This is a genomic window from Arthrobacter antioxidans (assembly GCF_023100725.1).
Classification (GTDB): domain Bacteria; phylum Actinomycetota; class Actinomycetes; order Actinomycetales; family Micrococcaceae; genus Arthrobacter_D; species Arthrobacter_D antioxidans.
The window spans coordinates 2,697,354-2,713,233 of sequence record NZ_CP095501.1 but is presented as its reverse complement, the minus strand read 5'-3'; the positions used below and the strand labels follow the sequence as shown (position 1 = coordinate 2,713,233).

The following is a 15,880-nucleotide window of genomic DNA, read 5'->3' as shown; positions in this document are numbered from 1 at the left end:
TGACATGTCGTCGAAGGACGAGAAGAACCTGACGCAGGTGATCGACAAGATCTCGAAGATGGACGAGCCGCGGCGTTCGGTCATGCGACGCGTGCATGACATCATCGTGGCCGCGGCACCCACCCTGAAGCCGCGAATCTGGTACGGAATGCCCGCCTACGCGGAGTCGGCGAGCACGCCCGCTCTCGTTACGCTGCGCAACGACGAACGGCTTAATCTCGCGATCACCGAGAAGGCGGCTTTCCGAGCCGCAGGCGGCGGAGACGGTGAGTTGATGCCGGCCGCATGGTATTTCGAGATCGTGGACGAGGACACGGAGAAGCGTATCGCGGAGATCGTCCGTTCGGTGATCGACTGAGCATTGAGTGCCTTCTCGCAAGAGGCGCCCGAGACCGCATGGAACGAGTCCCGATCCTGGCCCAGACCGGTGACGAATGCAGCCCCGGTCACCTTGGTGGTCGGGGCTGTTTCACTGCGGATGAGCGCGCCTGGTCCTGGTGAGCCCTTAGTTGATGATCTCGGGGCGGTAGTTCGATCGGTGGCCCACTGTGAGCAGATCTCCCGCCAACAGATCAGCTATCGTGCCATGGAAAACGGGCCCTCCTCGAGCGGTCTGAACATCTGAATTCCTCCTGTCGGCATACTCGGAGCCGCGAGTATGCCACCTCAGCAAGGCCTTGCCGCAAGTCCCCCTGCCCGCCTTATCCTGAAAGTGGAGGAGACGTCTCAGCACGACCACGCTCGGCCGGCTGAGGCAGGGTGAGGATTTCTGCGCCGTCGTCGGTAATCGCGACGGTGTGCTCGCTGTGTGCTGTCCGGCTGCCTGTCGCACTGCGTAATGTCCACCCGTCAGCGTCGGTGATGAGCGTGGCGGTGTCGGCCATCACCCACGGCTCCAGTGCGAGCAGCAGCCCGGGGCGCAGCGCGTAGCCGCGGCCCGGCCGGCCGATGTTCGGAACGTGGGGGTCCTGGTGCATGGTTGATCCGACGCCGTGGCCACCGAATTCGGTGTTGATCGGGTATCCCGCCTCGCTGAGGACCGAACCGATGGCGTACGGGATATCACCGATGCGGGCCCCTGGTCCTGCTGCGGCTATTCCTGCGGTGAGTGCCCGTTCGGTCGCGCTGATCATGGCGACGCTTTCCGGGGGCTTCGTCTCACCCACGATGAAGCTGATGGCCGAGTCTGCTGCGATTCCGCCTTTGGTGATGGCAAGGTCCAGGGTCAGCAGGTCGCCGTCAGCAGCGCGTAGTTATGCGGCAGTCCATGGAGGACGGCGTCGTTGACCGACGTGCAGAGGTAATGACCGAACGGGCCTCGCCCGAACGAAGGTGCGTAGTCGACGTAGCAGGACTTCGCTCCCGCCTCGGCGATCATGGTCTTGGCCCACCGGTCAAGATCGAGGAGATTCGTGCCGACCCTGCTGCGGTTCTTCAATTCCTGCAGGACCCCGGCGAGCAGCCCACCGGTCTCCCTGGCTCGCGACAATTCGGCTGGACTCAAGATCTCGATCATGTGTGCTCCTTCCTCGTTGCGGCAAGAACCATAGTGCAGAGGTTCTCGGTCTGTCCCTCGATGCCGTGTGGGCATCGAAGGAGTGACCGTTGACACGATGGTCCTCGGAGCAAGCACCTACCGCATGTTTGCCGAGTATTGGCCAACACCGGCTTCCGAGGACGAGATCATCGCGCCATCCCTGAACTCGCTCCACCGCGTCGTGTTCTCCCGCCACCTGACAAAAGCCCCATGGGGAGACATGGCGGAGGCGGCCGTCGAATCAGGTGACCCTATCGAAGCGATCCGGCGGATCAAGGCCGAGACCGGCGGGGACATCGTTGTCTGGGGAAGCCTTACCCTGGCGGAGACGTTTCTGGCCGCGGGCGTCGTCGACTCGGTGCGGCTCGTGGTGATGCCGATCGCCATCGGCGCGGGCCGGGGTGTCTTTCCTCCGGGGCAGGACCCGAACATGCTGACCCTTCACAGCGCAACAGTGTACGACCAAGGGCTGGTCGAGCTGGTGTACGAGATCCGAGCAAGCAACGGATAACGCCCATAAGGGCCTTCCCGATCATGATCGGCGTGTCGGTGGTGGAGTGGATGTCGGCGCGAGAGGGGATCGGGAGGGGATGGCGAGCCCCTGCGCGCCGATGCCATTTCCGTCCCACCGGGGGTAGAAAGCAGGCCGAAACCGTCTGCAGCCTAGACGGCGGCGTCCATCCCGCGGGTCTTCAGCAGCTCGCGCTGGTTGGGATTCACCGATTGGCGGAACGGCATCTCGACCACCTCGGCGCTGACCGGCCTGCCCGGCTCCGACGCGTAGGACTCGGGCAGGTGTACCCACAGCTCCGTGCCGAGCGCAGCGAGACCGGTGGGAACGAATCCCATCGCAATGTTGGTGCCCAGCTCCGGCGAGTACCAGGGTGAAGTGACGTAGCCGATCGGGTCGCCGTCCTGCGCCGCGCTGATCAGCCAGAAGTCGGGCGCGTAGTCGTCGATCGGCCGGCCACCGAGCTTCATGCCCACGAGTGTGTGCGTGTACGGGGGCGACCCGGCTTCGACTGCCGCACGCGCAGCCTCCAATGCTTCTTTCCCGATGTAGTCAGCGGTCTTCTGCCTGGGAATCTGATACCCCAGATTCACCTGGAACGGCAACGTCTCGGCATCCATGTCCTGGCCCCAGGACAGGATTCCCGCTGCGATCCGCCGGTGGTGTGCGGGAGCAACCACCATGAGGCTGTGGCGCCTGCCTGCCGCCAGAACGGCGTTCCACAGTTGTTCAGCGTGCAGGCTTGCATCGCGCAGATAGATCTCGTAGCCCTTCTCGCCGGTGAAGCCGGTCTGCGAAACGATGACGTCGCAACCGCCGACCGATGAGAAGAGCAAGCCGTAGGAGGGGATCTCGGCGGCTGCCTGGCCGATCAGGTCCACCATGAGGTCGACGGATTTCGGTCCCTGGATCTGCACGGGCGACACGTCGATCTCCCTGATGCTCACATCGAAGCGCTTGCCCACGTTGACCCCCTGGAGCCATAGCCACAGGTCAGAGTCGGAAAGGCTGAACCAGAACTCGTCCTCGGCGATCCGAAGCAACACCGGGTCGTTGAGGATCCCTCCGGCTTCGTTGCACAGGATCACGTACCGCGCCCTCATCGGGGGGATCCGCGTCGCATCGCGGGTGATGACAAAGTCCACGAAGGCCTCCGCATCCGGTCCCTTGACCTGGATCTGCCGCTCCACGGCGACATTCCACAGGGTGACGTGATTGACCAGGGCCTCGTACTCGGCCATCATCCCGCCGTCTTCGGGGCGGATGTAGCCCCTCGGGTGGTACATCCGGTTGTAGACCTGCGCACGCCAGCAGCCTGCTTCGTGGGAGAGGTGCCAGTACGGTGATTTGCGGACCCGGGTGTCGATCTGCAACTCCACCGGCGTGGGGCCCGATTGGCGGAGGTTGATCGGAACTGCTCGGTCACGTTGGTCGACTGATGGGACGTTTAAGCTCACGATGACCTCCCTATCGACCGGTTCAGGGGAGGACGGCCCGAAGCAGTCGGCTTGTCTCATAAAGTGGAACTCTCGTCCCATATCCTGAGTGTAGAATCACGCGGGTGTGGCGTGCAAGGTATTCCGTGAAGCTCCCGTACCGTCGGCTGCTCGAGACCGCCCGGTATGAAGTCCTGCCCACCGCGTCCATTGCGGACGAGGTGACGGCGACCCTGCCGGTGAGCCGTCCGCTGACCGTCACGGCGTCCGCCGGGAAAGGGCTGGCGGCGACCCTGACGGTGACCGAGACTCTCAGCCGCGCCGGGTATCGGACCGTTCCGCACGTTGCCGCGCGAATGGTTCAGGGGCGGGAGCATCTGAAGGAGATCGTCGAGCAGTTGGTGGGTGCCGGCGTCGACAGCGTTTTCGTTCCCGCAGGGGACGCGCGGCCGGATCAGGACGGTTATGCCGGTTCGCTTGAATTGCTAGAGGACCTTACGGCACTCGGGCAGCCTTTCCGCGCGGTGGGAGTCGCGGGCTATCCCGAATCCCATCATTGCGGATGACGTCATCATCCAGGCGATGTGGGACAAGCGCAAACACGCCACGAATATCGTGAGCAACCTGTGCCTGGACCCTGCCGTTATCGCTGCCTGGATCGGACGCATACGGCAGCGCGGCGTCGTCATGCCGCTGTGGATCGGAATGCCGGGGCCGGTTGAGCGATCGAAACTCCTGGCCATGGCCACCAGGATCGGGGTGGGGGAGTCCACTCGGTTCCTTGCCAAGAACAGGTCACTCTTCGCGCGCATCGCGGCGCCCGGCGGCTACAGTCCGGAGCGATTCCTCGACCGCCTGGCGCCCGTAGTGGCGAAGCCGGAGTCCAGAGTCGAGGGGCTCCACATCTACACCTTCAACCAGGTGCGCCGGACCGAACAATGGCGCCGGGACACCATCGAGCGACTTGGCGGTCCCGTCAGCTGAGCGAGTCGGGGTCAGGAGCAACGGCTTCCTTCTGCGCACGCCGCGCCAGTATCCGTGACAGCAAGCCGGCTTCCGCCACCAGCAGAGCCCCGATCTCCTCGTGGGAATGCTCGAGTCTGAAGGCGGGACCCGATACCCCGATCGCCGCAAGAACCCTGCCATGGCTGTCGCTGACGGGTGCGGCAAGCGCGTCCAGCCCCTCCTCGAGCTCACTCCGGGTCAGCGAATAGCCCCGTTCCCGCACCTGGGTGAGCTCACCCTCGAGGGCCGCAACGTCCGGCACGGTGTTGGGCGTCCTCTGCTCGAGTGGGTCCGTGGGTAGGGGGAGCGCCCCGAAGGCATACAGCACCTTGCCGAGTGCCGAGCAGTGCGGTGGCAGATCCACTCCCACCCAATTGGTCGTACCGAGGATGTAACTGGAGTCGGTCTGGGCAACGTGGACCACCGCGTCGCCGCGGGGAACACCAAGGGTCACGGATTCGCCGGTCTCCTCGGCGATCCGCTCCAGCATCGGCTGCGCGGCAGTGGCAAGGGACTCCACGCGGTCGAACCGGTTGGCATAGTGGGTGAACAGCGCGCCGCCCAGGAAGTGCCCATCTTGGTTGCGTTCCAGCATTCCGTTGCGTTCAAGTGCCTGAAGCAGCCGCGAAACCGTGGACCGCGCCAGCCCGGTCCGGTCCACCAGCTCGGTGAAGGAGATCGGCCCGGCGGAGCGAACCACCAGGGAGAGCAGCAGCCCCGCGCGGTCGATGGACTGGGAACCGTTCGTCACATGCCGCCCCTTCACCTGCTTGCTGCAGTACTCCGGTCAGCCCGGGAACGGGCCCGGACGGCCGGTCCAGACTCTACCAGCGGCGAGCCCCCGGGCGGCGTGCAGCGGCCGTGCCCGCTCCCCGTTCGCCCGCAGGGCGATGCACGGTCCGCAATATCGAAGTGAGCTCTTGACACCCGGAATCCTGGCAAGGATTCTGGGAGGGCTTCGTGCGGAAGCAGGCGCGGGACGATGGCGAACCGCGGGCTGCAGGGCACGCGTACTGCCCGGCGACGGAGGAGCGGAACATGAGCACCGTGCCAACCCGGGCGCAGGCAGTGGTCATCGGCGCCGGCATCGTCGGCAACTCTCTGGTGCACCACCTTGCACGGCTGGGTTGGCGGGACATCGTCCAGCTCGACAAGGGCCCTCTCCCCAACCCCGGCGGTTCCACCGGTCATGCATCGAACTTCATCTTCCCGGTGAACCACCCCCGGGGCGTTACCGACCTCATCCTGGACAGCGTGCGCCAGTACAGGGACATGGGTGTCTTCACCGCGTCCGGCGGGTTCGAGGTGGCACGCACGCAGGAACGGATGGAGGAGTTGCGCCGGCGCATGTCCTCGGCGAAGGCCTGGGGGATCGAATCCAGCCTTGTCGCACCGGCGCAGGTTCACGAGAAGGTGCCCTTCATCGACCCGTCGGTTCTAGTCGGCGGGTTTTGGACCCCATCGGCCGGTGTTGTCGATTCCGTGCGTGCCGGCGAGATTCTGCGTGAACAGGCGCTGGAACGCGGAGCGCTGCAGGTTCTCTCCGACATGGAGGTGATCGGTCTCGACGTCGAGGGTGGCCGAATTCACCGCGTCAGGACAACCGGGGGAGATATCGAGGCCGCCGCCGTCGTCGTCGCGTGTGGGGTGTGGAGTCCGCGCATCGCAGCGATGGCGGGGGCAACCATCCCGCTGACGCCTGCCGTACACCAGCTCATCAAGGTGGGTCCGGTACCCCGGTTCGCGGACACATCAGGGGAAATCTCCTTCCCCATCATCCGGGACATGGATACGTTCTGCTACGAACGCCAGCACGGCTCCGACCTGGAGATCGGCTCCTATGCCCACCGGCCCATCCTGCTCGACCCCGACGGGATCCCGTCGATCGACCAGGCGGAGCTCTCACCCACCGAGATGCCGTTCACGGCGGATGACTTCGAGCCGCAGTTGAAGCAGGCCAGGGAGTTGATGCCCGAGGTTCTGGGCGATCCGGACGTGAAGGTCAACTATGCGATCAACGGACTGCTCTCACTCACCGCGGATGGTGGGCAGGTCCTGGGAGAGGCACCGGAGGTGGCGGGCCTCTGGTCAGCGGCCGCGGTGTGGATCAGGGAAGGTCCGGCTGTGGGGCGCCTGCTGGCCGAGTGGATGACTCACGGTAACCCCGGAATCGATCTTCACCACGCCGACGTCGCGCGGTTCTATCCACACCAACGGACCAGCGAGCACGTCAAGGCACGCGCATCGGAAGGGTTCAACAAGACCTATGGGATCGTGCATCCCGGGGAGCAGTGGAGCAGCAACCGCAACATACGCCTGGCTCCGATGTACTCCAGCCAGCGGGAACTCGGGGCGGAATTCTTCGAGGCCGCCGGCTGGGAACGGCCCATGTGGTACAACTCCAACGAGGCCCTGCTGGGTGACTACGGCGACGCCGTGATGCCGCGGGAGGTGGAGTGGGACAGCCGGTGGTGGTCGCCCATCATCAACGCCGAGCATCTCGCGATGCGCGAGCGCGCGGGCGTCGTCGACCTGTCGGCGTTCGCGATCTTCGACGTCGTCGGTCCGGGTGCGCTCGCTGCAGTGCAGCGCACGCTAGTGGCGCAGGCCGACGTCGGGATCGGCCGCGTCATCTACACGCCCGTACTGGATTCCCGCGGCGGTATCCGTGCCGACCTCACGGTGATGCGACTCGGCGATGGGCACTTCCGGGTGGTCACCGGTGGGCTGACGGGCAACATCGATCGCCGGCGGTTCCAGGATCATCTCCCTGCCGATGGCAGCGCGCAGATTGTCGACCAGACGTCCGCCTATACGACCGTAGGACTCTGGGGGCCGCGTGCACGCGACATCCTCGGGGCACTCACGGACCACGACATCAGCCACGAGGGCTTTCGGTTCAGTTCCTGCCGCGACATCCGGGTCGGCCCGCTCTCCGTGCTCGCGTCCCGGATCTCCTACGTCGGCGAGCTGGGCTGGGAACTCCATCTACCGATGGAGCAGGGCGCCCGACTGTGGGACCTGATACGCGCGGCGGGGGAACCGCACGGGCTCGTTCCTGTAGGAATCGGTGTCTATGGAGGCACCGGCCGCATCGAAAAGAGCTACCGGGCGCACGGCGCCGAACTGGACACTGAACGCACGCTGGTCGAGGCCGGACTGACGCGGCCCCGAGTCAAGGACGCCGATTTCACAGGCCGGGAGGCGTACCTTGCGCAACGCGCGGCGGATCCGGCAGCCGTGCTCTGTTCCCTGATCGTGGACGATCACGTGTCCGCGGACGGACGACGCCGGTACATGCTCGGAGGCGAACCGATCGTCGAGCGGGACGGAGCGCCGCTGATCGACGGACATGGGCGGCGCTCGTACGTCACCTCGGCGGGGTCCGCCCCGTCACTGGGGAAGCATGTGCTGATGAGCTATCTTCCTCCCGCGCTCGCAGTGGTCGGCACGGAGCTGGCCGTCGACTACATGGAGCGGCTGTATCCCGTCACGGTGGCGGCGAACGATGCCACCCCACTGTTCGATCCGGAGAACGAGCGGATCAGGGGGTAGCGGCCCTACGCGGCCTGAGCGCTGGGGGGGCACGGCCCAGGTGTCATGACCCACAACACCAGTCCGCGAGTACGTCGTCATCATCCGCCACACGCCTAAAGGACTCGCCGCCGACAACGCGGTGGCATGGGGAGAATCGCTCCGCGACTATACGCGCACCCAGGGCACCAGGCGCAGCAAACTTCCCGAAGTCCCACCTCGAATCTGGTTGGTCTTCCTTGGGATCACAGGGTTCCTCGGAAGGTTCGTTACGGCGTATGAAAACCACGGAGAGGTTCTGTCTGAGCGCACCGACGATCAGCGGTTCCTTGATTTGGAGCAATCGGAGGTTTTCTCCGCCCATAAGGATCGCCTGGTCATCAAATGGACGGCCGACCCCGTGAACTGGGCAAAAAGAGGGGAGCAAGCCGAGAACGTTCCGGTCATTGAGATCGCAGACCGAGAGCAGGTTCCGTTTCCAGGATTCGACTCCATCATCGTCGACTTCGCAACGCTTCGGGAAGTCGCGGCGGACCCCCGCTACAGCGAGTGGCGCGCTGCGCTCAGCTCGGTCAAGGGCATCTATCTCATCTCGGACACTCGGACCGGTCAACTGTATGTCGGCAAGGCAGATCGGGCCGCTGGTTTCTTTGGGTGTTGGGGTGAATACGCCACGACGGGCCACGGCGGCAACCTCGCCCTCCGTGATCTGGACGACGTCGACCTCACGCATAGGAACGATTTTCAATTCAGCATCCTGCAGGTTTCTCGCCGAACGCGCCGGTGGCACAGGTTGACGCGGCGGGGCCCACCACAAGAAGGCACTACTGACACGTCGGGGCCTGAACCGAAACTAGGAGTATCTGGGCGCCGCTATATCGAAAGGTGCCCCGTGCACTGAGGCGCCCACATTGTGACTTGCTCTGCTGTCCTACCTCACCCGGGCGTGGAGCAATTTCAGGAGACGACCGCGGAGCGCCTGAGCGCCATTCAGGCCGGTGCTGGTGCGGGTCTTCCGATGACCGTCTCGATGGGCGGGGCTGTGTTGCCTGCGTGGGCTGGGCTGGGCTGCGCTGACGAGCGGGCAAAGGGGAAGTCGCAACCTAAGGTTGTTTGGCTACGGAACGTGGTGGAGTTCAGGTTCAACGTCTAGGTTTCGACCCATAGCTTGAGGAAGGCCCGGGGTGCTGATTGCATCCCGGGCCTTCCTGTCTTCGCTGCATCGGCGGATGGGAACGTAACGCACTTCCGTGACGGCGAATGCTCCCGAATCGGTGCGGGCTCGAAGCGCGTTAGCCTGAACGTCATGCACCGTAGAGACATGGATGACGCCGCGACGCTCATGACCCTGCTGCGTCGTGGAAAGCACCCCTCGTCGATACGTGGGTTGCTGTCGGGATGGGACATGCTGCAGGCCGACGTCCCTTCACGGGAACAGATGGAGACGGCACTCTCGATCCTGGTCGGATCCGGCCTTGCTGAGGTGGACTCATCCTGGGGGATGCGGCTCACGGAGGAGGGCAGACGGCTCAAGCGGTCGGTCAAAGGTGGTCAGGGGATGCGGTTGATCCCGGGCGCGATCAGCGAATCGCTGGCAGGATGCCAGGTGAGCCGTGCACCGCTGACTCTGCCTCAGTCGGTCTTTGCCCCGGCGCGCGAGGACTACTACGACGCGGCCCGACGCCGGGCTGAGCGTGAGCGCCGATCGCGGCATCGTTGGTGGTGGCCCGACCCATTCAGGCGCCCCGGCCAGTGACGCCGCCGGGCGAGGGTCGCCGGGCCTGAGGTCGTTGTCGCGGATGCGGCCAGTCCGTGACGTTTCTCGGCTACGGAACGTGGTGGTGGAGTTCAGGTTCAATGTCTGGTGTTCTGATTCCGGTGAGGTTGGTCAGCGATGAGGCGCATGACCGCTCACCACGCTCTTCCTTGAGCGCTGGTTCGGGGTTCACCGCCGGTTTGGTCGAATCTGCAGAACAGCTACTTCTCGGCCGAGAAGTCACCCATCCGGGACCGTGCCCACCTGCTTCGCCGGCACACCAACGACCACTGCCCCCGCGGGAACATCCTTTGTGACGACTGCGCCGGCGCCCACCACGGCCCCATCGCCGATCGTCACGCCCGGCAACACCGTCACGTTGGCCCCGAACCACACGCCCGCGCCGATCACCACGCGGGCCGGGTGCATATCTGCTCGTCGGCTTGGCACCATGTCGTGGTTCAAGGTCGTGATGACGGCGTTGTGGCCGATGAGCGACCCATCGCCGATGTCGATACCGCCCTGGTCCTGAAACCGGCAGCCGCTGTTGACGAACACATCCGCGCCGAAGCGGATGTTCTTGCCGAAGTCGGCGCTGAACGGCGGGAAGAGTTGGAAGGATCCGGGGACCTCGCGCCCGGTCAGCTCGCTCATCAGGGCCCGCACCTTCCCCGGGGAGTGGTACCGCCCGTTGAGCTCGGCGGTGATGCGCAGCGACTCCTGGCTGGCGGCGTGCATCGCCTCGTGGTGCGGTGAACCTCCGGGAATCGTCTCCCCGGCGTTCAGTGCGGTCAGGAGCTTGTCGAGACCTGGAATGTCGGCCATGTACCCAACGGTATCGTGCCCTTGCAGCATCCTCGGGGCGCAACCAGGGGAACACAACGGACGCTCGTTGATTGCCGGATCGCTGAAGCCTTATGCCATCGGGATGTCGCGAGTCGTCGTGCCGGTACGGCCCGACCGCCAGACCGTACCGCAGGGCCTGTGCCCCGGTGCCCCCGGCGCTCATCGGTATGTGAGATTCTTCGGCAGCGGAACCAGGAAAGGGTACGAAGGCATGCGCACACGCGGTCAGATTGTGATGGCGACCTTGCCGCGTACCTTCCCGGCGTGCAGGTAGCGGATGGCGTCCGGGGCCTCCTCGAGTGGGAAGGTGCGATCGAGCGGCGCACGCAGCTGGCCCGCCTCGATCAACCCGGTGAGTGCGACGAGATCGTCGCGGCTTGTGACGGCCGTGAGGCCTCGGAGTTTCTGACGGGTGACGAGTGACAGGGCCGGTGCGCCGAGCATCGCCCGCTCGAAGCCGCCAAGCGGTCCACGGCCGCCCTCGCCGCCGACGATGACGAGCGTCCCTTTCGGGGCGAGGGCGCGCCGCAGGTTCCGCAGCGGACGGTTGCCGCCGGTGTCAAGGATGAGGTCGAAGCGGCGTGTGCCGATTACCGGGTCCTGTTGGGTGTAATCCAGTACCTCGTCGGCACCGAGGTCGCGGACGAGGTCGAGCTTGCCTGTGCTTGCAACTCCGGTGACGTGGGCGCCGAAGGCCTTCGCCAACTGTGCCGCGAACGATCCGACGCCGCCCGAAGCGCCGAGCACGAGCACGCGCGTGCCTGCGGTCACGCCACCCTTGCGCAGACCCTGGAGTGCGGTACAGCCGGAGATCGGGACGACTGCCGCCTCGGCGAAGCTCAGTCCTGCAGGCTTGTGCGCCAGCCCCTTCTCCGACGAGGCAAGCGCGAAGTCGGCGAAGCTGCCGGACGCGACGCCGAAGACCTCGTCGCCCGGGGCGAACCGAGTGACCTCGGGGCCGACCGCTTCGACGATGCCCGCGACATCCGCCCCGCGGGTGCGCTGCCGCGGTCTGCGGACGCCGAAAGCCGCCCGCAGACCGATGGGCTGGCCCGCCATGATGTGCCACACGCTGGGGTCGACGCCCGCCGCCCGGACGCGGATGAGGACCTGATTGCGTCCGGGCTCCGGCCGCTCGACCTCCTCGAGGCGCAGCACATCCGCGTCTCCGTATGTGTCCTGCACGATCGCCCTCATCTGGATGCTCCTTCGTCGGTGTCCGGATATTGGAAGACGGCGTCGAGTCCGACGCCGAAGACTCGCGCGATCTGGAACGCGAGCTCGAGTGTGGGGGAGTAGCGGCCCTGCTCGATGGCGATCACGGTCTGGCGGGTGACGCCGATCCGGTCTGCGAGCTCGGCCTGGGTCATCTCACCGTGCGTGGCGCGCAGGGCGCGGATCTTGTTGCGTACGCGGGTGGGCTTCACCATTCCGGCAGCCCCCGTCGGTAGCCTATGACCTTGGTAATCGATGCGAGGACCGCGGACAGCACGAACCCCAGGTAGATGACGTTCGCGATCCAGAAGGAGTCCGCCTCGAGCATCGCGAGCAACAGCGCCGAGACAGCGCCGAGGATGACGAACGACTGGCCGACCTGGTCGCCGAATCGCGCGATCTGCCGGTCCCGCTGGTCGACGCGCCCGGCATCCCGCCGGAACATGCCGGAGACGATGCCGACGAGGATGTTGATCACGATGCCGGCAATGATCCCGCCACCGATGGTCCAGAGCATGATCTGCGCGTAGGGGCGCTCCGTCAGTGCGCCGACGCCGCTGCCGAGCAGCAGGACGAGGTAGACCGCGTAGCCGAGCACCGCAACCACTCCGAGAATCCACGCGTTCTTCTCCTGCGCTGACACGGCCGCTCCCCTGTAAAAGATTATTGACATGCACAAGCTATGCCTGCCGCGGGAACGTGTCAATAATTTTTTACATCGTCGGGTGTACCTGTCTGAGTTCAGTCGGCCTCCAGGGGTGGTCGACTGCGCGGGTGCCAATCGATGGAAAATAACGGATATTTCCTCTATCGGATAGCGTCGATATCTGTATTCTTGAGGTATGACAACTCTCTACTCGTGGGCGCCGAGCGCAGGATGAAGATCTCCCGACTCAGCGAGGTGACCGGCATCGCCGCGCCGACCATCAAGATGTATCTGCGTGAGGGATTGCTCGCGCCGGGAGAGAAGTCGCGTCCGAATCAGGCCGACTACGGCGATGCCCATGTGCGTCGGCTCAAGCTCGTGCACGGGCTCCTGCGCGTCGGGGGCCTCAGCATCGCATCGACTCGGGAGGTGGTCGCGGCGATCGAATCCGACGTCGCTCTCGTAGAGACCTTTGGTGTCGCCCAACGGGCAGCCACCGCGGTTGTCGACCCCGCTTCCGCTTCCGAACACGCCTATGAGGTCGTCGACGACCTCACCGCTGACTGGGCCAATGACCCGTGTGGTCCTGGACGGGCCCTTGCCGCTACCTCGATTACTGCCTTCGAGGCTGCCGGTCAACGCAACTCGGCGCAGTGGTACGAGCGTTACGCCGCGGCGGCGCTTCTTCTCGCCGAGGCCGACCTCGATCTGATCGAAGCCCGGGAGGGTCGGGCCGAGAAAGCCGAAGCCGTTGTACTCGGAACGCTTCTCGGCGACACCCTGCTTGCAGGGCTCCGCCGTGCGGCTCAAGAGCACGTCTCAAACGTGCGTTATCCGTTGCCGGATGCAACGGGACATCGCCATCAGGTTCCACTGTAGAAAGGTATCGGCTCATGACCGCGACGCTCGATCCACTACCTCGTACACTCCTCTCCCCACCTCGACCCGTTCGTTGGCACCGCCCGCTCCTCGGTTTTGCTGCTCTCATGCTGCTGTTCTCAGTCTTTGCCCTGGTCGTTCGTTTCATCGATCCGGTCGAGGTCACTGGGCTCAACCAATGGGACAAGCCGCTGAAGTTTTCACTCTCGATGGCGATCTACGCTGTGACGTGGTCGTGGCTCATCGGTCAACTGGAGCGCTTCCGCCGCGTGGCCTGGGTTGCCGGCACAGTCATTGTGGTCACCCTGATCGCTGAAATGGTCGTCCTCATCGGTGCCGCGGCCCTCGGCACCACCAGTCATTTCAACGTCTCGACACCAGCCCACGCTGCCGCGTGGGGGGTCATGGGCGCGGCGATCAGCGTGCTGTGGATTGCGACCTTCGTCGCCGCTCTGCTGCTGTTCTTCAACCACCTGGGCGACCCTGCCCGCGCGGTGGCGATCCGATCGGGCGCGGTGCTCTCGCTCGTCGGCTTGGGCCTCGGCTACCTCATGACGGGTCCGACCTCGGCGCAGTTGGCCGATCCGCAAGGAATTGTCGGCGCCCACACAGTGGGCCTCGCCGACGGCGGGCCGGGGCTGCCCATCCTGGGCTGGAGCACAAGCGGGGGGGACCTGCGCATTCCGCACTTCGTCGGTATGCACGCCTTGCAGGCGATTCCACTCGCGCTCATCGCGATGGAGCTCCTATCGCGCCGAGTGTTGGTGCTGCGCGATGTCACGGTGCGTACGGGCCTGGTGTGGGTCGCTGCCGCGTCGTACGCGGGCTTCATGGCTTTGGTTACGTGGCAGGCGCTGCGCGGCGAATCAATCGTCTCGCCGGGCGTGGAGACCCTCACCGCGAGTATCGCGCTGACGATCGCTGCGCTCCTCGCGGGCGTTGCTGTCGTAGTCGTCGGGCGCGCCCGTATCGTCGCACAGGTACGCCGATGAGCGTCGAGCGGACGGCCGCCTCAAGCTCATCGGCAGCGCAGCGACCGGCCCGCCGTCTCCTCGTCGTGCTCTACTGCACTGCCGCGATCGTCGGTCTGATCGGAACCTGGTCGTTCAACCTCGCCTTCGTCCCAACGCCCGAAGCGCCGTCCTACTTCGAAGGCTGGTGGGTCAACGCCGCCTCCTCTTCGATCGCCGTCGATGTCATCGTTGTGGCGGTCGTGGCCTGCATCTTCTTCGTTGTCGAGGCCCTGCGGCTGGGAAGGACCTGGCTGGTCGTGACTGCCGTCATTTTGATACCGCTCTCGTTCGCCGTAGCAATCGCTTTCACCTTCCCCCTCTTCCTGGGGCTTCGCGAGGTCGTTCTTCTTGACCGTCGGTCTCGAAAGGGACGACCATGACGGACACTTCCGGAAGCTGTCGCCCGCGTATCCCTCAGGGATGAATCGCAGCGGTACCTGGCGTTGTTCACGCAGGAATACATGGTCCGCGAAAGTCTGATCCAGTGTGCTCGGCTCAGCGCACCGGCGCCCTGATCATCCTGCCCAGCGGCGGTCATGCCCGGCTGTTGCTGCACGCCGCTCCTCCGGCCGGGAGAGTCGTCACCGAGATCGGCGCGAGCTGGACATGATGATCGTTCTCCACAAGGCGCAGCAGGTGATCCTCGATCGCGCGACGTAGGAGAGCCCACCAGTGACCATCAGCCGGTGAGAGCGCGCCGCATGGCTGTTCGCGGCCACTCATCCAGCCCTATGGCGGCTTCATGCTCCCGGACCTGCTTCAGCCCCGGCGACAGTTGGCTCACCGGAACGGCTTCGAAGCCGAGGCGTGCATAGTAGGGAGCATTCCATGGCACCTCGGTGAAGGTCGTCAGGGTCAGTGAGGAGAATCCTTCCAGCCTTGCCCACTCGGCCACGGCTTCCATGAGCTGACGCCCTCTACCCTGGCCCGCATGGCCCGGGTGTACCGAGACCTGTTCGATGTGTGGAACCCCGTCCAGGACATCGAGGAGGAGATATGCCACGACATGGCCGAGATCATTCGTGTCGACCCATGCCCTGCTACTGCGCAGATAGCTACGAAGATCGTCAGCCGGCATCGGCTCATCGTCCGCGACGGCTGCCATGTCCATGTCACGGAAGGCTGCCCCTGCGGCACGCTCGATGATGATCATCGACTCGATGTCGTCGTCCTGCGCCAAACGAACCATGCCCCCATTAGAGCAACCCCACCGTAGTGGACCCTTCGTCTTCCCACTCAGGGATTACTTCCGACACTTCTCGGCTCGCGGCCGGAGGTACCGGTCTCCCGTCCGGTTGTCGTTGCTGGCATGAGCGATGACGCACTGACGGTAGGGAAGCTGCATCCGGAACTCGAGCGGATCCGCGCACAAGCGGTCGCACGACGCGTACCTTTCGAGGAAGTCACTGCCACCGAGCTGGTAGTCCACGGCGCGGTAGGCCCAGGCATCCTGTCGCAAGCGGTCACTCTCGTAGGGGGCGTCCTGGGTCTACGCGGGGCGC

At 65.0% G+C, this 15,880-nt stretch carries 17 protein-coding genes and 1 pseudogene; 9 read left to right on the top strand and 9 right to left on the bottom strand.

The window, feature by feature from the left end:
* Positions 1 to 4: 4 nt before the first annotated feature.
* A complete protein-coding gene (locus MWM45_RS12425) occupies positions 5 to 358 on the top strand; it encodes a DUF1801 domain-containing protein (protein ID WP_247826712.1) in 354 nt (117 codons plus the stop codon).
* Between the two features lie 343 nt (positions 359 to 701).
* On the opposite strand, the pseudogene map reads toward MWM45_RS12425, so the two are convergent.
* Positions 702 to 1,516, bottom strand: a pseudogene (map, locus tag MWM45_RS12415) (type I methionyl aminopeptidase).
* A gap of 82 nt (positions 1,517 to 1,598) precedes the next feature.
* Between map and MWM45_RS12410 the strand changes: the two are divergent.
* Positions 1,599 to 2,048 carry a dihydrofolate reductase family protein gene (locus tag MWM45_RS12410; RefSeq protein ID WP_247826711.1) on the top strand — a complete coding sequence of 150 codons (450 nt, stop codon included), beginning with the start codon at positions 1,599 to 1,601 and terminating at the stop codon, positions 2,046 to 2,048.
* A gap of 152 nt (positions 2,049 to 2,200) precedes the next feature.
* Here MWM45_RS12410 and MWM45_RS12405 read toward each other — a convergent pair whose 3' ends face one another.
* On the bottom strand, positions 2,201 to 3,427 hold the full coding sequence (locus MWM45_RS12405; protein WP_247829225.1) for a glycine cleavage T C-terminal barrel domain-containing protein: 1,227 nt from the start codon (positions 3,425 to 3,427) through the stop codon (positions 2,201 to 2,203).
* Positions 3,428 to 3,630: 203 nt separating this feature from the next.
* On the opposite strand from MWM45_RS12405, the gene MWM45_RS12400 reads away from it, so the two are divergent.
* Together MWM45_RS12400 and MWM45_RS12395 are read left to right on the top strand one after the other, a co-directional pair.
* A complete protein-coding gene (locus MWM45_RS12400; RefSeq protein ID WP_247826710.1) occupies positions 3,631 to 4,050 on the top strand; it encodes a methylenetetrahydrofolate reductase in 420 nt (139 codons plus the stop codon).
* A 16-nt stretch (positions 4,051 to 4,066) separates the two neighbouring features.
* Positions 4,067 to 4,468 carry a methylenetetrahydrofolate reductase gene (locus MWM45_RS12395; protein ID WP_247826709.1) on the top strand — a complete coding sequence of 134 codons (402 nt, stop codon included), beginning with the start codon at positions 4,067 to 4,069 and terminating at the stop codon, positions 4,466 to 4,468.
* Here MWM45_RS12395 and MWM45_RS12390 read toward each other — a convergent pair.
* Positions 4,461 to 5,240, bottom strand: a complete 780-nt coding sequence (locus MWM45_RS12390) for an IclR family transcriptional regulator (RefSeq protein ID WP_247826708.1) — start codon at positions 5,238 to 5,240, stop codon at positions 4,461 to 4,463. The genes MWM45_RS12395 and MWM45_RS12390 overlap by 8 nt on opposite strands.
* A gap of 287 nt (positions 5,241 to 5,527) precedes the next feature.
* On the opposite strand from MWM45_RS12390, the gene MWM45_RS12385 reads away from it, so the two are divergent.
* Entirely contained in the window at positions 5,528 to 8,044 is a 2,517-nt protein-coding gene (locus MWM45_RS12385; protein ID WP_247826707.1) for a GcvT family protein, read from the top strand.
* Between the two features lie 43 nt (positions 8,045 to 8,087).
* Here the strand turns inward: MWM45_RS12385 and MWM45_RS12380 are convergent, their stop codons facing one another.
* Positions 8,088 to 8,756 (bottom strand): hypothetical protein, encoded by a 669-nt coding sequence (locus tag MWM45_RS12380; RefSeq protein WP_247826706.1) that lies wholly within the window; start codon positions 8,754 to 8,756, stop codon positions 8,088 to 8,090.
* A gap of 588 nt (positions 8,757 to 9,344) precedes the next feature.
* Between MWM45_RS12380 and MWM45_RS12375 the strand changes: the two genes are divergently transcribed.
* Positions 9,345 to 9,779 carry a hypothetical protein gene (locus tag MWM45_RS12375; protein ID WP_247826705.1) on the top strand — a complete coding sequence of 145 codons (435 nt, stop codon included), beginning with the start codon at positions 9,345 to 9,347 and terminating at the stop codon, positions 9,777 to 9,779.
* Between the two features lie 240 nt (positions 9,780 to 10,019).
* On the opposite strand, the gene MWM45_RS12370 is transcribed toward MWM45_RS12375, so the two are convergent.
* The 4 genes from MWM45_RS12370 to MWM45_RS12355 form a co-directional block, all read right to left on the bottom strand.
* Positions 10,020 to 10,634 carry a DapH/DapD/GlmU-related protein gene (locus tag MWM45_RS12370; RefSeq protein WP_247826704.1) on the bottom strand — a complete coding sequence of 205 codons (615 nt, stop codon included), beginning with the start codon at positions 10,632 to 10,634 and terminating at the stop codon, positions 10,020 to 10,022.
* Positions 10,635 to 10,850: 216 nt separating this feature from the next.
* Positions 10,851 to 11,822 (bottom strand): NAD(P)-dependent alcohol dehydrogenase, encoded by a 972-nt coding sequence (locus tag MWM45_RS12365; RefSeq protein WP_247826703.1) that lies wholly within the window; start codon positions 11,820 to 11,822, stop codon positions 10,851 to 10,853.
* On the bottom strand, positions 11,819 to 12,055 hold the full coding sequence (locus MWM45_RS12360) for a helix-turn-helix transcriptional regulator (protein WP_247826702.1): 237 nt from the start codon (positions 12,053 to 12,055) through the stop codon (positions 11,819 to 11,821). The genes MWM45_RS12365 and MWM45_RS12360 overlap by 4 nt, the downstream gene beginning before the upstream one ends.
* Positions 12,049 to 12,513 carry a hypothetical protein gene (locus tag MWM45_RS12355; protein WP_247826701.1) on the bottom strand — a complete coding sequence of 155 codons (465 nt, stop codon included), beginning with the start codon at positions 12,511 to 12,513 and terminating at the stop codon, positions 12,049 to 12,051. The genes MWM45_RS12360 and MWM45_RS12355 overlap by 7 nt, the downstream gene beginning before the upstream one ends.
* Positions 12,514 to 12,699: 186 nt before the next feature.
* Here MWM45_RS12355 and MWM45_RS12350 point away from each other — a divergent pair, with 186 nt between their 5' ends.
* From MWM45_RS12350 to MWM45_RS12340, 3 genes are all read left to right on the top strand, one after another.
* Positions 12,700 to 13,365: a MerR family transcriptional regulator gene (locus MWM45_RS12350; protein ID WP_247826700.1), complete on the top strand. Its 666-nt coding sequence runs from the start codon at positions 12,700 to 12,702 to the stop codon at positions 13,363 to 13,365.
* A 107-nt stretch (positions 13,366 to 13,472) separates the two neighbouring features.
* Complete coding sequence (locus MWM45_RS12345) at positions 13,473 to 14,357, top strand: hypothetical protein (RefSeq protein WP_247826699.1); 885 nt, start codon at positions 13,473 to 13,475, stop codon at positions 14,355 to 14,357.
* A complete protein-coding gene (locus MWM45_RS12340; protein ID WP_247826698.1) occupies positions 14,354 to 14,758 on the top strand; it encodes a DUF2834 domain-containing protein in 405 nt (134 codons plus the stop codon). Before MWM45_RS12345 ends, MWM45_RS12340 begins: the two co-directional genes overlap by 4 nt.
* 299 nt (positions 14,759 to 15,057) lie before the next feature.
* On the opposite strand, the gene MWM45_RS12335 is transcribed toward MWM45_RS12340, so the two are convergent.
* Entirely contained in the window at positions 15,058 to 15,567 is a 510-nt protein-coding gene (locus MWM45_RS12335) for a GNAT family N-acetyltransferase (RefSeq protein ID WP_247826697.1), read from the bottom strand.
* Positions 15,568 to 15,880 lie beyond the last annotated feature (313 nt).

Excerpts from the sequence above, each read along its gene's own strand:
- MWM45_RS12370 (WP_247826704.1), bottom strand. The coding sequence starts at position 10,634 with ATGCTGCAAGGGCACGATACCGTTGGGTACATGGCCGACATTCCAGGT.
- MWM45_RS12335 (WP_247826697.1), bottom strand. The coding sequence starts at position 15,567 with ATGGTTCGTTTGGCGCAGGACGACGACATCGAGTCGATGATCATCATC.
- MWM45_RS12385 (WP_247826707.1), top strand. The coding sequence starts at position 5,528 with ATGAGCACCGTGCCAACCCGGGCGCAGGCAGTGGTCATCGGCGCCGGC.
- MWM45_RS12360 (WP_247826702.1), bottom strand. The coding sequence starts at position 12,055 with ATGGTGAAGCCCACCCGCGTACGCAACAAGATCCGCGCCCTGCGCGCC.
- MWM45_RS12380 (WP_247826706.1), bottom strand. The coding sequence starts at position 8,756 with ATGCGTGAGGTCGACGTCGTCCAGATCACGGAGGGCGAGGTTGCCGCC.
- MWM45_RS12340 (WP_247826698.1), top strand. The coding sequence starts at position 14,354 with ATGAGCGTCGAGCGGACGGCCGCCTCAAGCTCATCGGCAGCGCAGCGA.
- MWM45_RS12425 (WP_247826712.1), top strand. The coding sequence starts at position 5 with ATGTCGTCGAAGGACGAGAAGAACCTGACGCAGGTGATCGACAAGATC.
- MWM45_RS12355 (WP_247826701.1), bottom strand. The coding sequence starts at position 12,513 with ATGTCAATAATCTTTTACAGGGGAGCGGCCGTGTCAGCGCAGGAGAAG.
- MWM45_RS12395 (WP_247826709.1), top strand. The coding sequence starts at position 4,067 with ATGTGGGACAAGCGCAAACACGCCACGAATATCGTGAGCAACCTGTGC.
- MWM45_RS12375 (WP_247826705.1), top strand. The coding sequence starts at position 9,345 with ATGGATGACGCCGCGACGCTCATGACCCTGCTGCGTCGTGGAAAGCAC.
- MWM45_RS12345 (WP_247826699.1), top strand. The coding sequence starts at position 13,473 with ATGCTGCTGTTCTCAGTCTTTGCCCTGGTCGTTCGTTTCATCGATCCG.
- MWM45_RS12365 (WP_247826703.1), bottom strand. The coding sequence starts at position 11,822 with ATGAGGGCGATCGTGCAGGACACATACGGAGACGCGGATGTGCTGCGC.